At 40.6% G+C, this 16,154-nt stretch carries 17 protein-coding genes; 10 read left to right on the top strand and 7 right to left on the bottom strand.

The annotated features are described in order from the left end of the window. Nucleotides 1-2: 2 nt before the first annotated feature. The 3 genes from L4C39_RS01090 to L4C39_RS01080 form a co-directional block, all read right to left on the bottom strand. Nucleotides 3-728, bottom strand: a complete 726-nt coding sequence (locus L4C39_RS01090; protein ID WP_429743930.1) for a substrate-binding periplasmic protein — start codon at nt 726-728, stop codon at nt 3-5. Nucleotides 729-1,022: 294 nt separating this feature from the next. Then, nucleotides 1,023-1,547, bottom strand: a complete 525-nt coding sequence (locus L4C39_RS01085) for a hypothetical protein (protein ID WP_113797981.1) — start codon at nt 1,545-1,547, stop codon at nt 1,023-1,025. 91 nt (nt 1,548-1,638) lie between these two features. Continuing rightward, nucleotides 1,639-2,013, bottom strand: a complete 375-nt coding sequence (locus L4C39_RS01080; RefSeq protein ID WP_113797983.1) for a YgiW/YdeI family stress tolerance OB fold protein — start codon at nt 2,011-2,013, stop codon at nt 1,639-1,641. 173 nt (nt 2,014-2,186) lie between these two features. Here L4C39_RS01080 and L4C39_RS01075 point away from each other — a divergent pair, with 173 nt between their 5' ends. From L4C39_RS01075 to modC, 4 genes are read left to right on the top strand one after another with little or no spacing between them, the layout of a single operon-like run. Then, complete coding sequence (locus L4C39_RS01075) at nt 2,187-3,677, top strand: cobyric acid synthase (RefSeq protein ID WP_429743927.1); 1,491 nt, start codon at nt 2,187-2,189, stop codon at nt 3,675-3,677. Beyond that, on the top strand, nt 3,670-4,428 hold the full coding sequence (gene modA / locus L4C39_RS01070) for a molybdate ABC transporter substrate-binding protein (protein ID WP_429743925.1): 759 nt from the start codon (nt 3,670-3,672) through the stop codon (nt 4,426-4,428). The genes L4C39_RS01075 and modA overlap by 8 nt, the downstream gene beginning before the upstream one ends. Nucleotides 4,429-4,438: 10 nt before the next feature. Beyond that, on the top strand, nt 4,439-5,131 hold the full coding sequence (gene modB, locus L4C39_RS01065) for a molybdate ABC transporter permease subunit (RefSeq protein ID WP_017051198.1): 693 nt from the start codon (nt 4,439-4,441) through the stop codon (nt 5,129-5,131). Beyond that, on the top strand, nt 5,128-6,237 hold the full coding sequence (modC, locus tag L4C39_RS01060) for a molybdenum ABC transporter ATP-binding protein ModC (protein WP_429743923.1): 1,110 nt from the start codon (nt 5,128-5,130) through the stop codon (nt 6,235-6,237). Before modB ends, modC begins: the two co-directional genes overlap by 4 nt. Nucleotides 6,238-6,394: 157 nt before the next feature. Here the strand turns inward: modC and L4C39_RS01055 are convergent, their stop codons facing one another. Beyond that, a complete protein-coding gene (locus L4C39_RS01055) occupies nt 6,395-6,832 on the bottom strand; it encodes a DUF3069 domain-containing protein (protein WP_017051200.1) in 438 nt (145 codons plus the stop codon). A 138-nt stretch (nt 6,833-6,970) separates the two neighbouring features. Here L4C39_RS01055 and L4C39_RS01050 point away from each other — a divergent pair, with 138 nt between their 5' ends. Then, on the top strand, nt 6,971-7,933 hold the full coding sequence (locus L4C39_RS01050; protein WP_429743920.1) for a GGDEF domain-containing response regulator: 963 nt from the start codon (nt 6,971-6,973) through the stop codon (nt 7,931-7,933). Nucleotides 7,934-8,058: 125 nt separating this feature from the next. Here L4C39_RS01050 and L4C39_RS01045 read toward each other — a convergent pair whose 3' ends face one another. After that, nucleotides 8,059-8,691: a hypothetical protein gene (locus L4C39_RS01045; protein WP_113797996.1), complete on the bottom strand. Its 633-nt coding sequence runs from the start codon at nt 8,689-8,691 to the stop codon at nt 8,059-8,061. 169 nt (nt 8,692-8,860) lie between these two features. On the opposite strand from L4C39_RS01045, the gene L4C39_RS01040 reads away from it, so the two are divergent. From L4C39_RS01040 to L4C39_RS01030, 3 genes are all read left to right on the top strand, one after another. After that, nucleotides 8,861-9,109, top strand: coding sequence for a DUF2164 domain-containing protein (locus L4C39_RS01040; protein ID WP_017051203.1), 249 nt, complete (start codon nt 8,861-8,863; stop codon nt 9,107-9,109). A gap of 188 nt (nt 9,110-9,297) precedes the next feature. Further along, nucleotides 9,298-9,837: a cytochrome b gene (locus tag L4C39_RS01035; RefSeq protein ID WP_017051204.1), complete on the top strand. Its 540-nt coding sequence runs from the start codon at nt 9,298-9,300 to the stop codon at nt 9,835-9,837. Beyond that, nucleotides 9,834-10,403, top strand: a complete 570-nt coding sequence (locus tag L4C39_RS01030; RefSeq protein WP_429743917.1) for a YceI family protein — start codon at nt 9,834-9,836, stop codon at nt 10,401-10,403. The genes L4C39_RS01035 and L4C39_RS01030 overlap by 4 nt, the downstream gene beginning before the upstream one ends. Before the next feature lie 272 nt (nt 10,404-10,675). Here the strand turns inward: L4C39_RS01030 and focA are convergent, their stop codons facing one another. Beyond that, complete coding sequence (gene focA, locus L4C39_RS01025; RefSeq protein WP_017051206.1) at nt 10,676-12,124, bottom strand: formate transporter FocA; 1,449 nt, start codon at nt 12,122-12,124, stop codon at nt 10,676-10,678. 289 nt (nt 12,125-12,413) lie between these two features. Between focA and L4C39_RS01020 the strand changes: the two genes are divergently transcribed. Continuing rightward, nucleotides 12,414-13,319 (top strand): LysR substrate-binding domain-containing protein, encoded by a 906-nt coding sequence (locus tag L4C39_RS01020; RefSeq protein WP_017051207.1) that lies wholly within the window; start codon nt 12,414-12,416, stop codon nt 13,317-13,319. Between the two features lie 206 nt (nt 13,320-13,525). After that, nucleotides 13,526-14,017, top strand: coding sequence for a DUF1097 domain-containing protein (locus L4C39_RS01015; protein ID WP_113798003.1), 492 nt, complete (start codon nt 13,526-13,528; stop codon nt 14,015-14,017). 184 nt (nt 14,018-14,201) lie between these two features. On the opposite strand, the gene L4C39_RS01010 is transcribed toward L4C39_RS01015, so the two are convergent. Then, entirely contained in the window at nt 14,202-15,833 is a 1,632-nt protein-coding gene (locus tag L4C39_RS01010) for an ATP-dependent endonuclease (RefSeq protein ID WP_171756348.1), read from the bottom strand. Between the last annotated feature and the right edge of the window lie 321 nt (nt 15,834-16,154).

Raw genomic sequence — 16,154 nt, 5'->3', positions numbered from 1 at the left:
AATTATTCCGTATGCTCATTCATGATGCGTGTTATTTCACCGCTTTCTGTCATTAACTTGATTTGGCGATTAAATTCAGGAAGTAAATACTGATACTTTTTTGCCAGCCTAAATCTAAGGTTATAAATGGCAACAGGTTTAGTTCGTTCCAAGTAACCTTGTTCAATCTCAGGCTTAATGACATCAATTGGGAAAAGGGCATAATCGCAACGATTCAACTTCAATAGATGAATGGATTGTTTTTCTGTTGCGATTTCATTCTTAGTGTTGACGTTAATTAATTTAAAATCATTAAAGCCGAGAATTGAGCAAGGGATAAGCTGGTCAAAATCGCTGATATCGACTTTAGTTTGTTTAAATTGTTTAGGGTTATAAACAATAACCTCTTTGGATCGGTAGAATGTATCGGTATAAACAGTAGCTTTAATTTCTCCAGGCTCAAGTCTCCAGTCTTGCGCAATACCAGGCTCCAGATCCAGTTGGCCATTTTTCATATACAAACGAATTCTTGCTTGGGGTAGCTGCTTATATGTGAATGATACATCGAGTTTCTCACCAATAATATTGAGGATATCGATGTAGGCTCCTCGGATTTGACCATTATCCCCTGAACGATAGAAGTAAGGCGATCGATCCTGATCGATTAAGCCAACGTTTAAAACAGTTTCGGCACTAGATACACCCCAAGATAACGTTGCAATTAGGCCAATTAGTAACTTTTTTTTCATAGCCATCTCTTCATTGTTTACTGTTATTATGTTCGTGCACTAACTTGCTTATTAAAAATGTGCATCTTTTAGAATAAATACATACAAAATAATAACATATTGAGTGTGAAAAAAAATCTTAGTTTTTATATTGTGATGAAGTTCAACTAAATAATACACCCAAAAAAAGTAATGAATACAGATGATTAATGTTTGGTTTTTGGATGGTTAATGGGCGGGTTATATCATTGTGAATTAATGTTGTCGGTATGTTTTTTTATACAGGCGTGCTAATTTTATAACACGCTTGCCTTTCTAATAATGGAAACGGACAGACATCACCATCTGGTGGCCATAAACACCGCTATTTTTTACTTCCGCCCCAAGTGCGAGCTGTTCTGTAGAGTAAAAGCGGGCACCAAAAGCAAAGGTCGATTTTGTATCGTCGTTATCGATGATTTTACCGAATTTGACATGGGCTTCGACACCTTCTAATACCCAAAATCGGGTGCCGAGATTCACTTCGGTTTTGAACGTTGTATCTGAGCTGTCTTTCACACTATGAAGTAGCATTTGTCCATATACATCGCCAAACTGATTTATTGGCCCATTGAAGCCTATGCCACCAGCGAGATCCCAATCATTACTAAATTCACTATCGAAACGACCAATAAAGTGTGAGTTTTCAGTGAAATAGGTAGTCAGCTCAGTTCCAAATGTGGCAGGGCTAGTACCCATCCTGAATTCCATCATGTTGTAATTGAAATTATTAGCCTGTGCTGAAATTGGAATAAGGCTTAATAATCCCAAAGCTGCGATACGTCGTGCTTGTCCTAGCATGAATGCTCCGAAGTCATAGGTAGACTGAATTTCGATATAATACAAAAAAAGCCTGCAATATGCAGGCCATTAGTGCTAGAACTTTGATTTATTACATGATTTGGATGTGGTCTACTTCAATCTCTGGCGTGTTGCCTCCTTCATACTCACCAAAAATACGGACTTTAGTATTTGCATCTAGTGGTGTTGTTAAATGGACATCATCCAATTCTATTTGAATTTCAGCGTTGCCATCTGAAAAAACAAACTTGTCATTTCTTAATTGACGAATGATAGTGCCATCGATAACGACCTCTTTTTCTGTAAACATACTGGTATCTTGAAGTAACTCTGAAACGGAGGTTGTATCGACAGGGCCATTATACTGGATAGAAGCTTGGCGATTGTTGTCGTGGCCGTTGCCCGCTAGCGCTAGTGAAGGTGCAAGGATTAAAGTGGATACTAAAGCGATAATTGTTTTTTTCATAAGAATGTCTCTTTCGTTGTTCGTTTAAGTTGTCACTATTAAAGCACTCCTTTTTTGAATTAATACTGAGTGTTACATTCATTTTCGGTTCATTTATCGGAGCACTATCTTGGGAATGAGGGTAAAATAGTTTTATCAATAACGAATCTAATGACTTAAGAAGACGTATCACTATGCATGCACCGATAAAATCGTTAATGGTCCAAGGCACGACATCCGATGCCGGGAAAAGTGTTCTTGTGGCAGGTTTATGCCGTGTATTAGCGAGGAAGGGCGTTAAAGTTGCCCCATTTAAACCACAAAATATGGCACTCAATAGTGCCGTTACGAAAGATGGTGGTGAAATAGGACGAGCACAAGCGGTGCAAGCTCAAGCCTGCAATGTTGAACCAACAGTGCATATGAACCCTGTGTTATTAAAGCCGAACTCGGATACTGGCGCGCAAGTCATTCTTCAGGGGCGTGCGATCAGTAATATGGAAGCGACGAGTTACCATGATTATAAGAAAGTGGCGATGGCAACCGTCATGGACTCGTTTGAAAAGCTTCATGCAGAGTTTGAAAGCGTCATGATCGAAGGCGCGGGCAGCCCTGCTGAAATTAATTTAAGAGCGAATGATATTGCGAATATGGGGTTTGCGGAGAAAGCAGACGTTCCGGTTATTATCGTTGCCGATATTGATCGTGGTGGGGTGTTCGCTCATCTCTATGGCACGCTAGAGCTACTCTCTCAATCAGAGCAAGATCGTGTTATTGGTTTTGTTATCAACCGATTCCGAGGCGATATCGCGTTATTGCAATCCGGTTTAGACTGGTTAGAAGAGAAAACAAACAAGCCCGTGCTTGGTGTTCTACCTTTTATCCACGGGCTAAATTTAGAAGCAGAAGATGCCATCATATCGGAACAGGTCTCAAATGATGATGCGAAAATAAAAATTGTGGTTCCTGTGTTTACAAGAATCAGTAATCACACCGATTTTGATAGTTTACGGCTGAACCCTGATATAGATTTCCGTTATGTGGGTAAAGGTGAAAAATTAGATAGAGCTGATTTGATCATTCTCCCCGGTACGAAATCGGTAAGAGCGGATCTTGATTACGCTCGATCTCAGGGGTGGGATGCGGATATCAAACGTCATATTCGTTTAGGCGGAAAGGTGATTGGTATTTGTGGTGGTTATCAAATGCTTGGGCAATTGATTGAAGACCCTCAAGGTATTGAAGGGCCAGCCGGAAGTAGCGCGGGTTTAGAGTTATTCGATATTCAAACCGAACTTAAATCTGAAAAGAATCTTACCAACGTAACTGGAACGCTCACTTTGAATAACAAATCTGTTCCAGTCTCAGGGTATGAAATTCATGCCGGTGTGAGTCAGGTAAATGAATCTCAGCCTGTTTTGTTGAGTAACGGGCAAGCAGACGGGGCAGTGAGCAACTGTAATCAAATCATGGGAACGTATCTCCATGGTTTGTTTGAATCATCACAAGTGACGAGCTTGATTTGCGAATGGGCAAACCAATCCACGGTTGAAAGTGTTGATTTTGAATCTGTTAAAGATAATGCTATCAATACGATAGCTGATGCGATTGAAGAGCATATGCATTTAGATAAATTGTGGCCAGAACTGAAAGGTCATTGGAGCAGAGACAACGATAATGCTTAAAAGAGTCATGATAACCAGTGTTATAAGCATGCTTTGTATTTCATTGAATGCACAAGCCACCGTGAAGGTATACTCAGCGTCATCATTAACCAATGTAATGAATGCTCTTTTGGCTGAGTTTAAAACCACACATAATGTTGATGCATTGCCAATCTATGGGGGATCTTCTTCGCTAGCAAGGCAGATTGAACGTGGGGCACCTGCGGGTCTGTTTATCTCTGCTAACGAAAGTTGGATGCAGCATTTAGTGAAACGTGGTTCTGTTTTGCAAGAGAATGTGTTCCCGTTTACTCAAAACCAATTGGTTCTTATAGCCCCTAAAACATCGACACTTGCACCGTTTGCCATTGAGGATATTCGCGACTGGCAAACCAATATTGGTAAAGGGCGACTGGCAATCGGAAATCCACAAGCCGTGCCTGCTGGTATTTATGCAAGACAAACTCTTCAATCGTTAAATGTTTGGAATGCTGTGAAGTCATTAACTGCGCCAACGAGTAATGTACGTATGACCTTAGCGTTGGTTGAAAGGGGTGAAGCTCCACTCGGTATTGTCTATAAAACGGATGCATTACAAAGTAAGAATGTCCAATTGATCACTGAGTTTGCTAGTACAAGTCATGATCCTATTCGTTACCCTCTTGCTATCGTTAATACTTCGCCGGAATCGTTAGAGTTAGCGGCATTTTTACAATCTGAAAAGGCTCAAGAGATCTTGAATCAATTTGGGTTCAACTCTTTAGCTCAATAAGAGAATCGACATGTTGTCAGACTTTGAACGCGATGCACTTTATTTAAGTTTGAAAGTCGCATCGATCAGCATTTTATGGCTAATTCCTATTGGGGTTGGGTTCGCATGGCTGTTAGCAAGAAAACAGTTTATTGGAAAAGGGATAGTAGATAGTATTTTACATCTTCCCCTTGTTCTTCCTCCTGTTGTCATTGGGTATCTATTGCTCGTAGTCATGGGAAAGCAAGGTATTATCGGCCGATGGTTAGCGGATAATTTCAATGTTGTTTTCAGTTTCAGTTGGAAAGGGGCCGTATTAGCGTGCGTCGTTGTGGCTTTACCTCTAATGGTACGTGCAATTCGGCTGAGTTTAGAGAGTGTTGACCCTAAGTTAGAACAAGCGGCAAAAACATTGGGAGCTTCTCCTTTTAAAGTATTTATCACGATTACACTGCCTATGATCATTCCGGGGATTATTACCGGTACTATGCTCTCTTTTGCTCGAAGTTTAGGGGAGTTTGGTGCAACCATCAGTTTTGTTTCTAACATTCCAGGAGAGACCCAGACCATTCCATTGGCGATGTTCAATTTTATCGAAACCCCAGGGATGGAATTCGAAGCGGCGAGACTGTGTGGGATTTCAATTGCGATCGCACTGGCATCTTTACTTTTTTCTGATTGGTTGTCCAAAAAAGCCAATAAACGCTTGGGAAGTCAGTCATGAGTTTAATTTCACTGCAATTTCAAAAGCAGCTTGGTGAAACGCAATTTGATGTTGATCTTAATATTCCGGCGACAGGGATTACCGCTATTTTTGGGCGTTCTGGTGCAGGAAAAACATCATTAATTAATGTTATCAGTGGGCTAATCAAGCCTGATTCTGGATTGATAAAAGTTAATGACCGTATTTTGTTCGATGATAACCATTCAATCGATGTCGCCGTAGAGAAAAGAAACGTTGGCTACGTATTCCAAGACGCTCGCCTTTTTCCTCATTATAGTGTCAAAGGCAACTTAACCTATGGTGTAAAGAAAGCGGATGACACTTATTTTTCTAAGGTCGTTACACTGTTGTCTCTGACTAATATGCTCGATCGCTATCCTGCGGATCTTTCTGGAGGGGAGAAGCAGCGTGTGGCGATTGGCCGAGCATTATTGAGTAAACCAGACATATTGCTCATGGATGAACCTTTAGCATCGTTGGATTTGCCCCGTAAGCGTGAAGTTATGCCGTTTCTAGAGAAGTTAGCTGACGAAGTAAAAACGCCAATCCTGTATGTGACACATAGCTTGAATGAAATTTTGCGATTAGCAAGTCACCTGGTGATTGTGAATGATGGCAAGGTAGAAATTTCAGGTTCAATTGAAGAAGTTTGGGGTTCAAACTCCATGCGCCCGTGGCAGTCTTTCTCTGAGCAAAGTAGTTTGTTTGAAGCCACCATCGCTGAACATCATCGCCAATATGCACTGACCAAAGTTCAATTAGCAGAGAATGTCTTTCTATGGGTTCAAGGGATTGATGGGAAGCTAGGTTCATCCATTAGGCTTCAGGTACGAGCTAACGATGTTTCAATTGCTTTAGATAAACCGGAGCGAACATCCATCAGGAACATCTTAAAAGCCCGTGTAAGCCTCATAGAGTCGAAGAACATTGCGAATGATAAGCAGAGTGTTGGTGTTCAACTTGATTTGGGAACAAATAGGCAACTTTGGGCGACAATAACCCCTTGGGCATTAGATGAGTTGGATCTTAATATAGGGATGGATGTCTATGTTCAAATCAAAGGTGTGAGTGTCACTCAACGCGATATCGCATTTACACATGAATAGTCTTCATGCGCTAATCCGTATTGGATTTAATGAGTCATTTTACTCAGTGACTAGATAAAACCGGCTGGAACAAAAAAGCATGCCACCCACGAATTAATACTCGCCGATGCCATGCTTTTTTTGTGCGTTTTAATAATGTAACCGATAAAGAGTTATATTATTTTACGAACACTTCTTTGAAATCACGCTTCAAAATTGGGTCGCGACGTGCTTTCTTTATTTGCTTAACCATATCTTTTACACAGTTGTGAAGGACTTGGTCAAGAAGCTCTGCACGATACTCTTCTTTCGCTTCGTCAGTCATATCTTCTGGTAATTTCAACGTAGGGAACTCTTCCATTACGTTAATACCAGCAAAACCTTGACTTACAGAAATTAATGCGTGGAATTGTTCAAAACTGTCTAGCACATTTTGTGCACTTGCTGGAAGTGTATCCCAAGCATCACGTACTGCATCTTCAGATACTTCATGAATCGACGTAACCATGAAATACATCGCTTCAGGGACTTGATCAAACTCCATGACTTTGCGTAGTTCTGGTGAAATAGTTTCTAGATCAACTTTAGGTTGCTCTGTGTTAGTTGCGTCTGACATGACAAATTCTCGTATAAAAGAAAGCAATGCTAAAAAGTTTCAGCCAAAAGTCAACGAAATATAGCAAAAAATCGTGAATGAGCCTGTTTCATATGGTATATCTACTTGTATGTTAGCTAATAATTAATAAGGCTATTTATGAGTGTTGCGGGTTCTTCAATGCGAATTCTACTCGTCGATGACGTGAAGTTAGACCGTATGCAGCTTGCTATTAGGCTCAAGCAGTTAGGACATCAAGTGGAAGCGGCAGGAAGCGGAAAAGAGGCCTTGGCTGTCTATTCAAGCTTTGACCCGGATTTAGTTTTACTCGATATATCAATGCCCGACATGGATGGTTTTGAAGTCTCTCAAAAAATTCGTAGTCAGTTTCCTGATTGGGTTCCCATTATCTTTTTGAGTAGCCATGAAGAGCCAGAAATGATTGCACGAGCGATTGAGGCTGGGGGGGATGATTACCTGATTAAACCCGTTGATCGCCTTGTATTAAACTCGAAGTTAATCGCGATGCAGCGAATAGCTATGATGCGACGAGAGCTTAAAACGGCGTCTGTAAAACTTGAAGAGCTCAATGCTATGTTGCAACAACAAGCGAATGAAGATGGGCTCACTAAGTTATATAACCGCCGATATATGGATACGCAACTAGAAGATGCTATTGGTTGGCATGGTCGCCATAAAATCCCATTTTGTTTGATTCTGCTTGATGTTGACCATTTTAAACCATTCAATGATAATTACGGTCATATAGAAGGTGACAAATGCCTTCAGTCTATATCTAACACACTTAATGAACTCTTTACACGCTCAGGTGAATTTGTTGGCCGTTATGGTGGAGAAGAATTTGCGGTATTATTAAGTGGTGTCGGTGATAAGAAAGCAGAAAAAGAAGCGCTTCGAATCAAGTCGAAAATTGTTGAGCTTGCCTATCCACATGCTTATTCACCAACTGCTGATTATGTAACTGTCTCGCAAGGGATTGTTACGCTAATTCCAACAGGAAAAGAAAAGCCGAGTGATATTTATCAGAAAGCGGATCAAGCGCTTTATGAAGCAAAGCAGAATGGTAGAAATAGTTTTAAAATGTGGATTGAAACGACTTAGCACTTAGGATGTTTTATCGGCTATTGAATTTATCGGCTTTTGATATAAAAGCCATGTAATCGAGATGAATCGAAATCATCAAAATTATGTGGCAAATAGCATTGATATAGCTTTAAGTGCAGTTATTACCACTGTAATACGGCGTATAGTTGAATGTACTTTCGAACTAATTGTTTATTCTGGCTTCTTTGCAGTGGGTGACCAAACTTAATATAACACGGGCTTATATTAAAGCGGTGATCAAGGCATTGAGTGAGCTGTGAATCACTTTCATACAACGTTATCCCTTGCTCGCTGTATTCATCTATTTGATCTGGCAGCTCTCCCATCCACCAATGCAACAATTCACGACTCTTTTTACTTCGACTTATCCAGTGATCACTAATCAGAAGCAGCAGATCATTAGGTTGAATGGCGTAACCATATTCAGCTTGCCACTCTGTTATATCTGCTAGGAGATTTTCTCTGCAAGTTTTTCCGGCACTGATCATATGATGCGTTAATACCCAAACCGTTCCTTCAGGTGAAGATATTCGGTAGTGGTGGGCAGGATCTGGGCTTCCAATCGTCTCTAAAGCTTGTACGACAGACTCATGCCCGAAATTATTCAACGTGTTCTGCATTCTGCGTGTGTAAGCAAGGCTTAAGTGATGCTCACTCATTCCTTGGTTATGAACCGTAGGGTAGTGTCGCTCGCACAGTTTTAAACAGTCAACTTGAAATTCGTTGATACTTCGTATTACTAAGTCTAATAACAAATGGAAGTCCTATGCGGGGCAAGATCTGGAAACTGATAAAGACTATCACATTGTTTTCTATGAGAACTATAATTATGCTCTGAGTTCGTGAGCCATCCTATAAATAATAGTAATAGCCTGATGGCATAAGCTATTTTAGAGATAAGTAATATCACTTTAAGGAGAAATAATGACTGAAATTGTACTTGAACCTAAAACAAAACAGAGCATGGTAGCCGCCTTACAACGCTACTTTGAAGAAGAGCTAGATAGTGAGCTTGGGCAATTTGATGGAGAATTTCTATTAGACTTTCTGAGCAAAAAATTAGGACCCGTTTATTATAACCAAGGTATCGCTGATGCTCAAAAGGTGATGGAAAGAAAGATAATGGACATTAGTGATGAGCTATATGAAATCGAAAAAATAGTAGAAGTCTAGCGAGAGCTTAAATCAGAAAAGTTCATTCGAATTTTTCGAACAAGTTGTTTAATTTCAAGCTCTCTTGATTGTGTAAAGATTGGTAAATAATGTGTGTCATCCAAATGCGGAATGTTACCTTGATGTTACTTTTTGGTTTGGTATCGAATTTTAGCAACATGCAGTGAGTACAATTCTTGGGCAGTAATATGAATAATACAGTGAAAAATTACAATGTGGTATCTCGACTCCTTCATTGGGTTTCGGCGATTACGATTTTTGGCATGTTTGGCATAGGCCTGTGGATGGTTGATCTCACTTACTATAGTGAGTGGTATAAAACGGCTCCAGACTGGCACCGTTCAGTCGGTATTATTCTTGCCATTGTTACGTTAGGCAGGATGCTTTGGAAGCGTGTTACGGCGTCACCAAAAGTAGAAGGTAAAGCATACGAAGTGATTACTGCAAAAATAGTGCATCTACTTATGTACGTTTTATTATTCGTTCTTTTTGTATCTGGTTATCTGATTTCAACTTCCGACGGAAGAGGTATTGATGTTTTCACTTGGTTTACCGTACCAAGCCTCGGTGAACTCTTTGCTAATCAATCAGATATTGCTGGCAACATACATTATTACACCGCTTGTATTTTAGTTGGACTTGCATCTGTTCATGCACTTGCTGCTTTAAAACATCACATAATTGATAAAGACAATACGCTACGCAAAATGATAGGAGCTTCAAAATGAAAAAAACACTACTTGCTACTGGATTATCACTTGTTATGGCGGCACCTTTTAGTGCAAGCGCAGCCGATTACATGATTGATACTAAGGGTGCACACGCATCGATAAATTTTAAAATTAGCCACCTAGGGTATAGCTTCATCAAAGGTCGCTTTAATGATTTTGGTGGTGAGTTTTCTTATGATGGTAATAACATCGAAGCATCGAAAGTGAACGTGACGGTTAACACCGCAAGTTTAGACTCAAACCATGCAGAGCGCGATAAGCATATCCGAAGTGCTGACTTTATTGATGCAAGTAAATTTGGTGAAGCGACCTTTAGTAGCTCAAAAGTTGTCGATAAAGGTAATGGTAAGCTTGATATTATGGGGAATCTTACATTGCACGGGAAAACTCAGCCTATAACGATTAATGCAGAATTTATTGGTGCAGGCAGCGACCCATGGGGTGGAGAGCGTGCTGGGTTTAATGGTACCACTCGTCTTGAATTAGCTGATTTTGGCATTGCGGTTATGGGAAGCTCAAGTTACGTTGATATGGAGTTACATGTAGAAGGTGTTAAAAAATAGCGTCTTCACATTCGAGTCCATTTGAGTGATAGATTGACGTGATGCCTTTCAACGTTAAAGTGCGCTAAAAAAAAGCATTTTAAATAGAAATGCACTCTAAATAGAAAAAGCCCTCGATAGTGATGAACTGCCGAGGGCTTGATGGTTTGGAATGCTAATAGTGAATATTACATGAACTCAAAGCGACTTATTTCCTTGTATGTTCTTATGAACTCAATATGTCTGCGATTCAAAAACCATGTTTATTGTTAATGGATACGAAGTTGTACCTATTAAGCGGTTTCTAGTTCACGCTCAACAATGTTCAGTCTTTCACCGTATACTGGGCGTAATGCTTTCAATACATCCATTCTTGAAATCACACCAACCATCTGGCCATTCTCTAGAACAGGAAGTGCATGAGGTTTGCTAACTTGCATGCTCTTTGCGCGTTCTTCTAAAGAGAGTGATGTTAGTTGAGTCGCAATGCCCATGCCTGATGTTGGGAAAAGCTGGTCTTTATCAATGCAAAGGAATTCAGCAACATCAACCAAGCGATCAGATGAGTCCATCGCCACTACATCACGGTTCATTAAATCGACAACTTTTTGATCTTTAGCTGGAATGTAATCTTGGCACCAAAGGTCAACCATTACATCATGAACAGAGAAGAATCCGACTAGACGACCTTCAACGTCGCAAACTGGTGCGCCATTTAAGTTGTGATCAAGCAGAGTATCAATTGCGACAGATGTTGGCATTTCAGCACTTAGAGAAATTGAGTTGCTTGCCATGATGTCTTTTACAAGTAGGTTGTTGTTCATAGTAATATCCTTAACTGACGTAATTGTTGTTGGTTGAGTTATTGTTGCTAGGTTTGCAGCTTTTAGTTGTGGGCGACGGTAGATACTCCAGTTTGCGAGGCCGACAAGAACGGCTCCACCGACAATATTGCCAAGGGTTACAGGAATAAGATTCGCAGTGACAAATTGAGTAATGTTTAAATCAGCATATTGACTCGCACTGACACCAACTTGTGACCAAAATGATTCAGGCGCGAAGTTTTGAATAACAATACCAAGCGGCACCATGAACATATTCGCGACACAGTGCTCAAAGCCACTGCTGACAAACATCGCAACGGGTAGAATCGTCATGGCGGCTTTTGTCATTGCGTTTGCAGAGCTAAACGTTAACCAGATAGCTAAACAAACTAATAAGTTACATAAAATACCCAGAGCAAAAGCTTGCACTACGCTATGGTGAAGTTTGTGTTGTGCAATGTTTAAAGCGTTTAATCCCCATTGCCCATGATCCATTTGGTACAGACCTGCGGCGGTGACTAATAAAAGAAGAAACATTGCGCCGATGAAGTTACCGACATAAACCTTTCCCCATATCGATAGCATCTTGCCAAAACTGATCTGTTTATTTGCCCAAGAAATACTGGAAAGTACTGAACTGGTAAAAAGCTCACCACCACAGATAACAATCAAAATTAAGCCCATACTAAAAGCAAGCCCGCCAGCGAATCGGCTTAAGCCCCATCCTGCGTCTGCACTGCCCGTTGTAACCGTGATATAGAAAAGAAAAGCAAGTCCGATAAATGCACCTGCCATGACAGCCAGGCTCAAAGTCATACCACTGGTTTTCTTGGCTTTACTAAGCGCAAATTTTTCTGCTTCTGCCATCATTTCATAAGGCGAAAATAGCTGATGGTTTTCAGAACTAGCAGTAGACATATTGGCTCCTTGAACAGTTGAACATTGAATGCTCCTTAATAAGTGTTTCTGCATATTTGAAGAGATGAATCTAAAATCAGCGTAGCCATTGCTGCGCTTCCCACTTAGATTATGAGGAAGTGGTCAACAGGTAAAATTGATAATTCTGACAATTCGTATCAAATTTATTGATATAGATAAAAGTATGCGTAAAATGCAATTAGTTGCTCAGACATCGGTTTTATCGATAGGGTGTTTGAAGTAATAAAAACGCATATTTCCACTCGTTTAGATGTAAAAGGACCTAACTTTGCGCTATTCATTAAAGCAACTCGCGGTATTTGACGCAGTATCTGACTCTGGCAGTGTTAGCCAGGCCGCCGATAAGCTTGCATTAACTCAGTCTGCAACCAGTATGTCACTCGCTCAATTGGAGAAAATGCTTGGGAGACCTTTGTTTGAAAGGCAAGGGAAGCAAATGGCGCTTACACATTGGGGAATATGGTTAAGGCCCAAAGCGAAGCGTCTTCTTCAGGATGCACAACAAATCGAAATGGGTTTTTTCGAACAGCACTTATTGAGTGGCGAAATTAATCTAGGCGCAAGCCAAACACCAGCAGAGCACTTGGTGCCAGACCTTATCAGTATTATTGATAACGACTTTCCTGAGATGCGGATCACGCTAGGGGTCCAAAGTACCAAGGGTGTTATCGAAGATGTTCTGGATTATAAATATGACTTGGGAATCATTGAAGGGCGTTGTGATGACAATCGAATCCATCAAGAGATCTGGTGCCGAGATCACTTAATCGTAGTCGCCGCGGCACATCATCCATTTGCCAAACGTGACACAGTAAGCTTAGCTCAGTTAGAACAAGCAAAATGGGTATTGAGAGAACATGGATCGGGTACTCGCAATATTTTTGATAGCTCTATTCATCATCTAATTGGTGATCTTGATGTATGGCGAGAGTATGAACATGTGCCAGTTCTGCGTAGCTTAGTTGCCAATGGTCAATACTTAACTTGTTTACCTTATCTTGATGTCGAACGCTTCATTGATAATGGTGAGCTTGTCGCATTAAATGTACCTGAATTGAAAATGGACAGAACACTCTCATTTATTTGGCGTGTAGACATGGCAGAGAACCCATTAGTGGAATGCATTAAACGTGAGGGATTGAGAATGATGAAAGGAAAACCATACATTCTATGAATGCGGTTTGATTTCATTATGTCGTAATTCTGTTGTTTTATCGGTTGCGTCAAACTTTTAATGAAAAACATGCATGTCTCAACATGTCATTTGTGACTTTGATCACTCGTCTTGGGGTTGGCATCAGATATTATTTACTCTGATTTTACTGATGCCAAATCCAGACGGTTACATACTTTGTAACGCATGATTTGAATGAGGGCTATATGAGTACACTATTTGCTATATCGTTAACTACCGGAATTCTATCTGGCCTTTGGGGTTGGGTTGCGATTTCACTAGGGCTTCTATCTTGGGCGGGTTTCCTTGGCTGTACGAGCTATTTCGCTTCCCCAACGGGTGGTGTAAAAGGTTTAATAGAAAGCTTATTAACGAATATGAGTGGTGTGTTTTGGGCGATGGTGATTATCCATGGTTCAACGTTTGCTGGTCTAGAAATCTTAGGTTATGTCGTTACAGCAATTGTTGCTTTCTTTATGTGCATTCAAGCGAAACAAGCTTGGCTGGCATATATTCCAGGGACATTCATTGGCTCATGTGCAACATTTGCAGCAGGTGGAGATTGGCAACTGGTGATCCCATCTTTAATCTTAGGTGGCGTATTTGGTTACCTAATGAAAGCATCTGGCCTTTGGCTTCATCAAAAATCAAGTCAATCGACTTCTCTTACCAAACAAACTGTTGAAACTCAGTCATGATTTCAATGGGTGGTTAACTAAGTAGATAGAGTTTGATAATCCCCCGATTAATTTGTATCTGTATATCAAATGATTTGATACATGGCACACCGTAGTGGTGTGCCATTTTTTATAGTTGGATAGCAGTAATTAATACTGGTTTTATTTTCGATTTCACAATATTAATTAGAGATAGCAAAGCAGTTTACGTATTACCGTTTGCCATGGTGATAACACGTTTAAGTGTCCAACGTAGTAATAGTGGGATACATTCAACTCCTTTGTCTTCACAATGAGAAACGATTGCCAGAGCGAGATCCGGCTTGGCATGTTTTTTAAGCACTCTGGCCACTACCTTTTTGGCAGGTATCGGGTGATCGTGTGGAATTTTTATCATATCTTTGAAAAACAGCTCGAAGCCATTATTGTAAAGATAGTGTTCAATGTCTTTTTCCGGCAATTCGGTAAGCCTATGCCTCTCTTGATCGTTCCCTAGTTGTGAATGTACCGTTGCCGCATATTTTTTACCTGCAGCATCACCGTCCGTCACCACATGCCAATCGATACCAAACGCTTTTGCCACTTTGATCAACGATTTTAAACCAGACTGTGCGAACTCAATGATTTGTACCCCTTCAGCCGCAAGGTTATAGCCACATTGATTCGCCAGTTCGTTAAATAACCAAACTTCTGTTTCACCTTCAACCAATAACCAACAACGAGCAAACAGAGCGCCAGTACGATGAAAGCGAATGTGAAAGCCAATTCTACGCAGCTCATCCTTGCTAAGTTTATTGGTCATTAAACTGGTCGCGATGGTTTTATCGGACTGCCGGACTAAACGGCGAATTGATTGCAGAGGGACAGAACCGAGCAAGTCGCCACTGTTAGTCGTAAGAATTTTTTGCATTGGGAGTAGTTGCAATAACCCCCAAGCTCTAGAGAGATGGGTGGGGTGCAATCGACCTTCTGGATCTTCGATAATTAATAGCGGGCGGGCGCATCGGCGAAGTTCGTTAGGCCCTTTAGCTTGTAAATAGGCATTTAGTAAGCCCATAAACAACAAGCGAGTCTGCTTGTTTTTGGTCTCTTCAACGAATTGAGTGACATTCTGCTCATTGGTATTGCTTGTGAAAAACAGGCCGTCACGAGGTTTTCTTGGATTTTTCCGCGATTGATTTTTAAAAGAAAAGTAGTGATCAACCAGGGTTTCCATTGAGTTTAAGCTGCTGCGCATTTCTCCTTTATTGACATGCCCTGGGATCGCCATTAAACGACGACACGTGTTGTCGATACGTTTTTCGACGCGTCCGTTCTTGCCATTGGTGTGATTGAATGGACGCTCAAAATGACGTGAATCACGCAGGCGAATCACAGGGTGCAGAGTCATTAACTCTTGAGCTAACTTCTCGGAGTGATGAAGCTTAAGCGGCTTACCTTCGATATCCAAAAACATATAGTGCGTCTCAATGGCGTATTGATCGAGAGTCGCACTAATACGATAGAAGATGCGGTAGTCACCATCTTCATCTTCAATCCAAATTGGTTTTAGTTTTCTATAGCGACCTGCTTTAAGTTCGCTTTTATCATTCGCCTTTAAACTTAACACGATCTGTAAATGTTGGGTTTGTGGATGAGAGATCGAATAGTCAACATGAAAGTCTTGCATTTCAAATTGATAAAGTACGCCATTTGCTGGTAGTGCAACGGAAAGAGCATCGAGGAGAGAAGATTTACCCCACGTATTTTCCCCAATGAGGGTCGTGAGTTCATCGAATTTTAACGACAAGCGCTTAATACCACGGAATCCAGAAATTTCGATTCTGTCTAATTGCATAGAATCACTCCTTAAAAACGCGAGAACCTGCAGACGGTTTCAATCTTTATTGATATTAAACCTAATCAATACCGGGAAAAGCCATAATCTATTCCCGGTAATTATATGAATGTAAACAGGTTTAGAATATAAATCGCACATGATTAGCATAATCGATAAATTCAGAGCATGTAGGCTTTTGTGTCACATTTCGTATTTGATTACATCAAACTAAGCCTTTGCTTCTCTACTTTTGAACCGAATGAGAACGCTTTTCTAAATAGACCACAAATATGGAAGATAAATTTCTTTGCATACCAGTTTCATAAAATTCACGATTCT

Source organism: Vibrio clamense (assembly GCF_050337905.1).
GTDB lineage: Bacteria > Pseudomonadota > Gammaproteobacteria > Enterobacterales > Vibrionaceae > Vibrio > Vibrio cortegadensis.
Note: the sequence above shows the minus strand (reverse complement) of the source record. Positions and strands in the feature narration are given on the sequence as shown.

What these genes read in the sequence shown, in the direction of transcription:
- L4C39_RS01010 (WP_171756348.1), bottom strand. Translation starts at nt 15,833, where the DNA reads ATGCAATTAGACAGAATCGAAATTTCTGGATTCCGTGGTATTAAGCGC.
- modC (WP_429743923.1), top strand. Translation starts at nt 5,128, where the DNA reads ATGAGTTTAATTTCACTGCAATTTCAAAAGCAGCTTGGTGAAACGCAA.
- L4C39_RS01035 (WP_017051204.1), top strand. Translation starts at nt 9,298, where the DNA reads ATGAATAATACAGTGAAAAATTACAATGTGGTATCTCGACTCCTTCAT.
- L4C39_RS01085 (WP_113797981.1), bottom strand. Translation starts at nt 1,547, where the DNA reads ATGCTAGGACAAGCACGACGTATCGCAGCTTTGGGATTATTAAGCCTT.
- L4C39_RS01075 (WP_429743927.1), top strand. Translation starts at nt 2,187, where the DNA reads ATGCATGCACCGATAAAATCGTTAATGGTCCAAGGCACGACATCCGAT.
- L4C39_RS01055 (WP_017051200.1), bottom strand. Translation starts at nt 6,832, where the DNA reads ATGTCAGACGCAACTAACACAGAGCAACCTAAAGTTGATCTAGAAACT.
- focA (WP_017051206.1), bottom strand. Translation starts at nt 12,124, where the DNA reads ATGTCTACTGCTAGTTCTGAAAACCATCAGCTATTTTCGCCTTATGAA.
- L4C39_RS01030 (WP_429743917.1), top strand. Translation starts at nt 9,834, where the DNA reads ATGAAAAAAACACTACTTGCTACTGGATTATCACTTGTTATGGCGGCA.
- modB (WP_017051198.1), top strand. Translation starts at nt 4,439, where the DNA reads ATGTTGTCAGACTTTGAACGCGATGCACTTTATTTAAGTTTGAAAGTC.
- L4C39_RS01080 (WP_113797983.1), bottom strand. Translation starts at nt 2,013, where the DNA reads ATGAAAAAAACAATTATCGCTTTAGTATCCACTTTAATCCTTGCACCT.
- L4C39_RS01090 (WP_429743930.1), bottom strand. Translation starts at nt 728, where the DNA reads ATGAAAAAAAAGTTACTAATTGGCCTAATTGCAACGTTATCTTGGGGT.
- L4C39_RS01015 (WP_113798003.1), top strand. Translation starts at nt 13,526, where the DNA reads ATGAGTACACTATTTGCTATATCGTTAACTACCGGAATTCTATCTGGC.
- L4C39_RS01040 (WP_017051203.1), top strand. Translation starts at nt 8,861, where the DNA reads ATGACTGAAATTGTACTTGAACCTAAAACAAAACAGAGCATGGTAGCC.
- modA (WP_429743925.1), top strand. Translation starts at nt 3,670, where the DNA reads ATGCTTAAAAGAGTCATGATAACCAGTGTTATAAGCATGCTTTGTATT.
- L4C39_RS01050 (WP_429743920.1), top strand. Translation starts at nt 6,971, where the DNA reads ATGAGTGTTGCGGGTTCTTCAATGCGAATTCTACTCGTCGATGACGTG.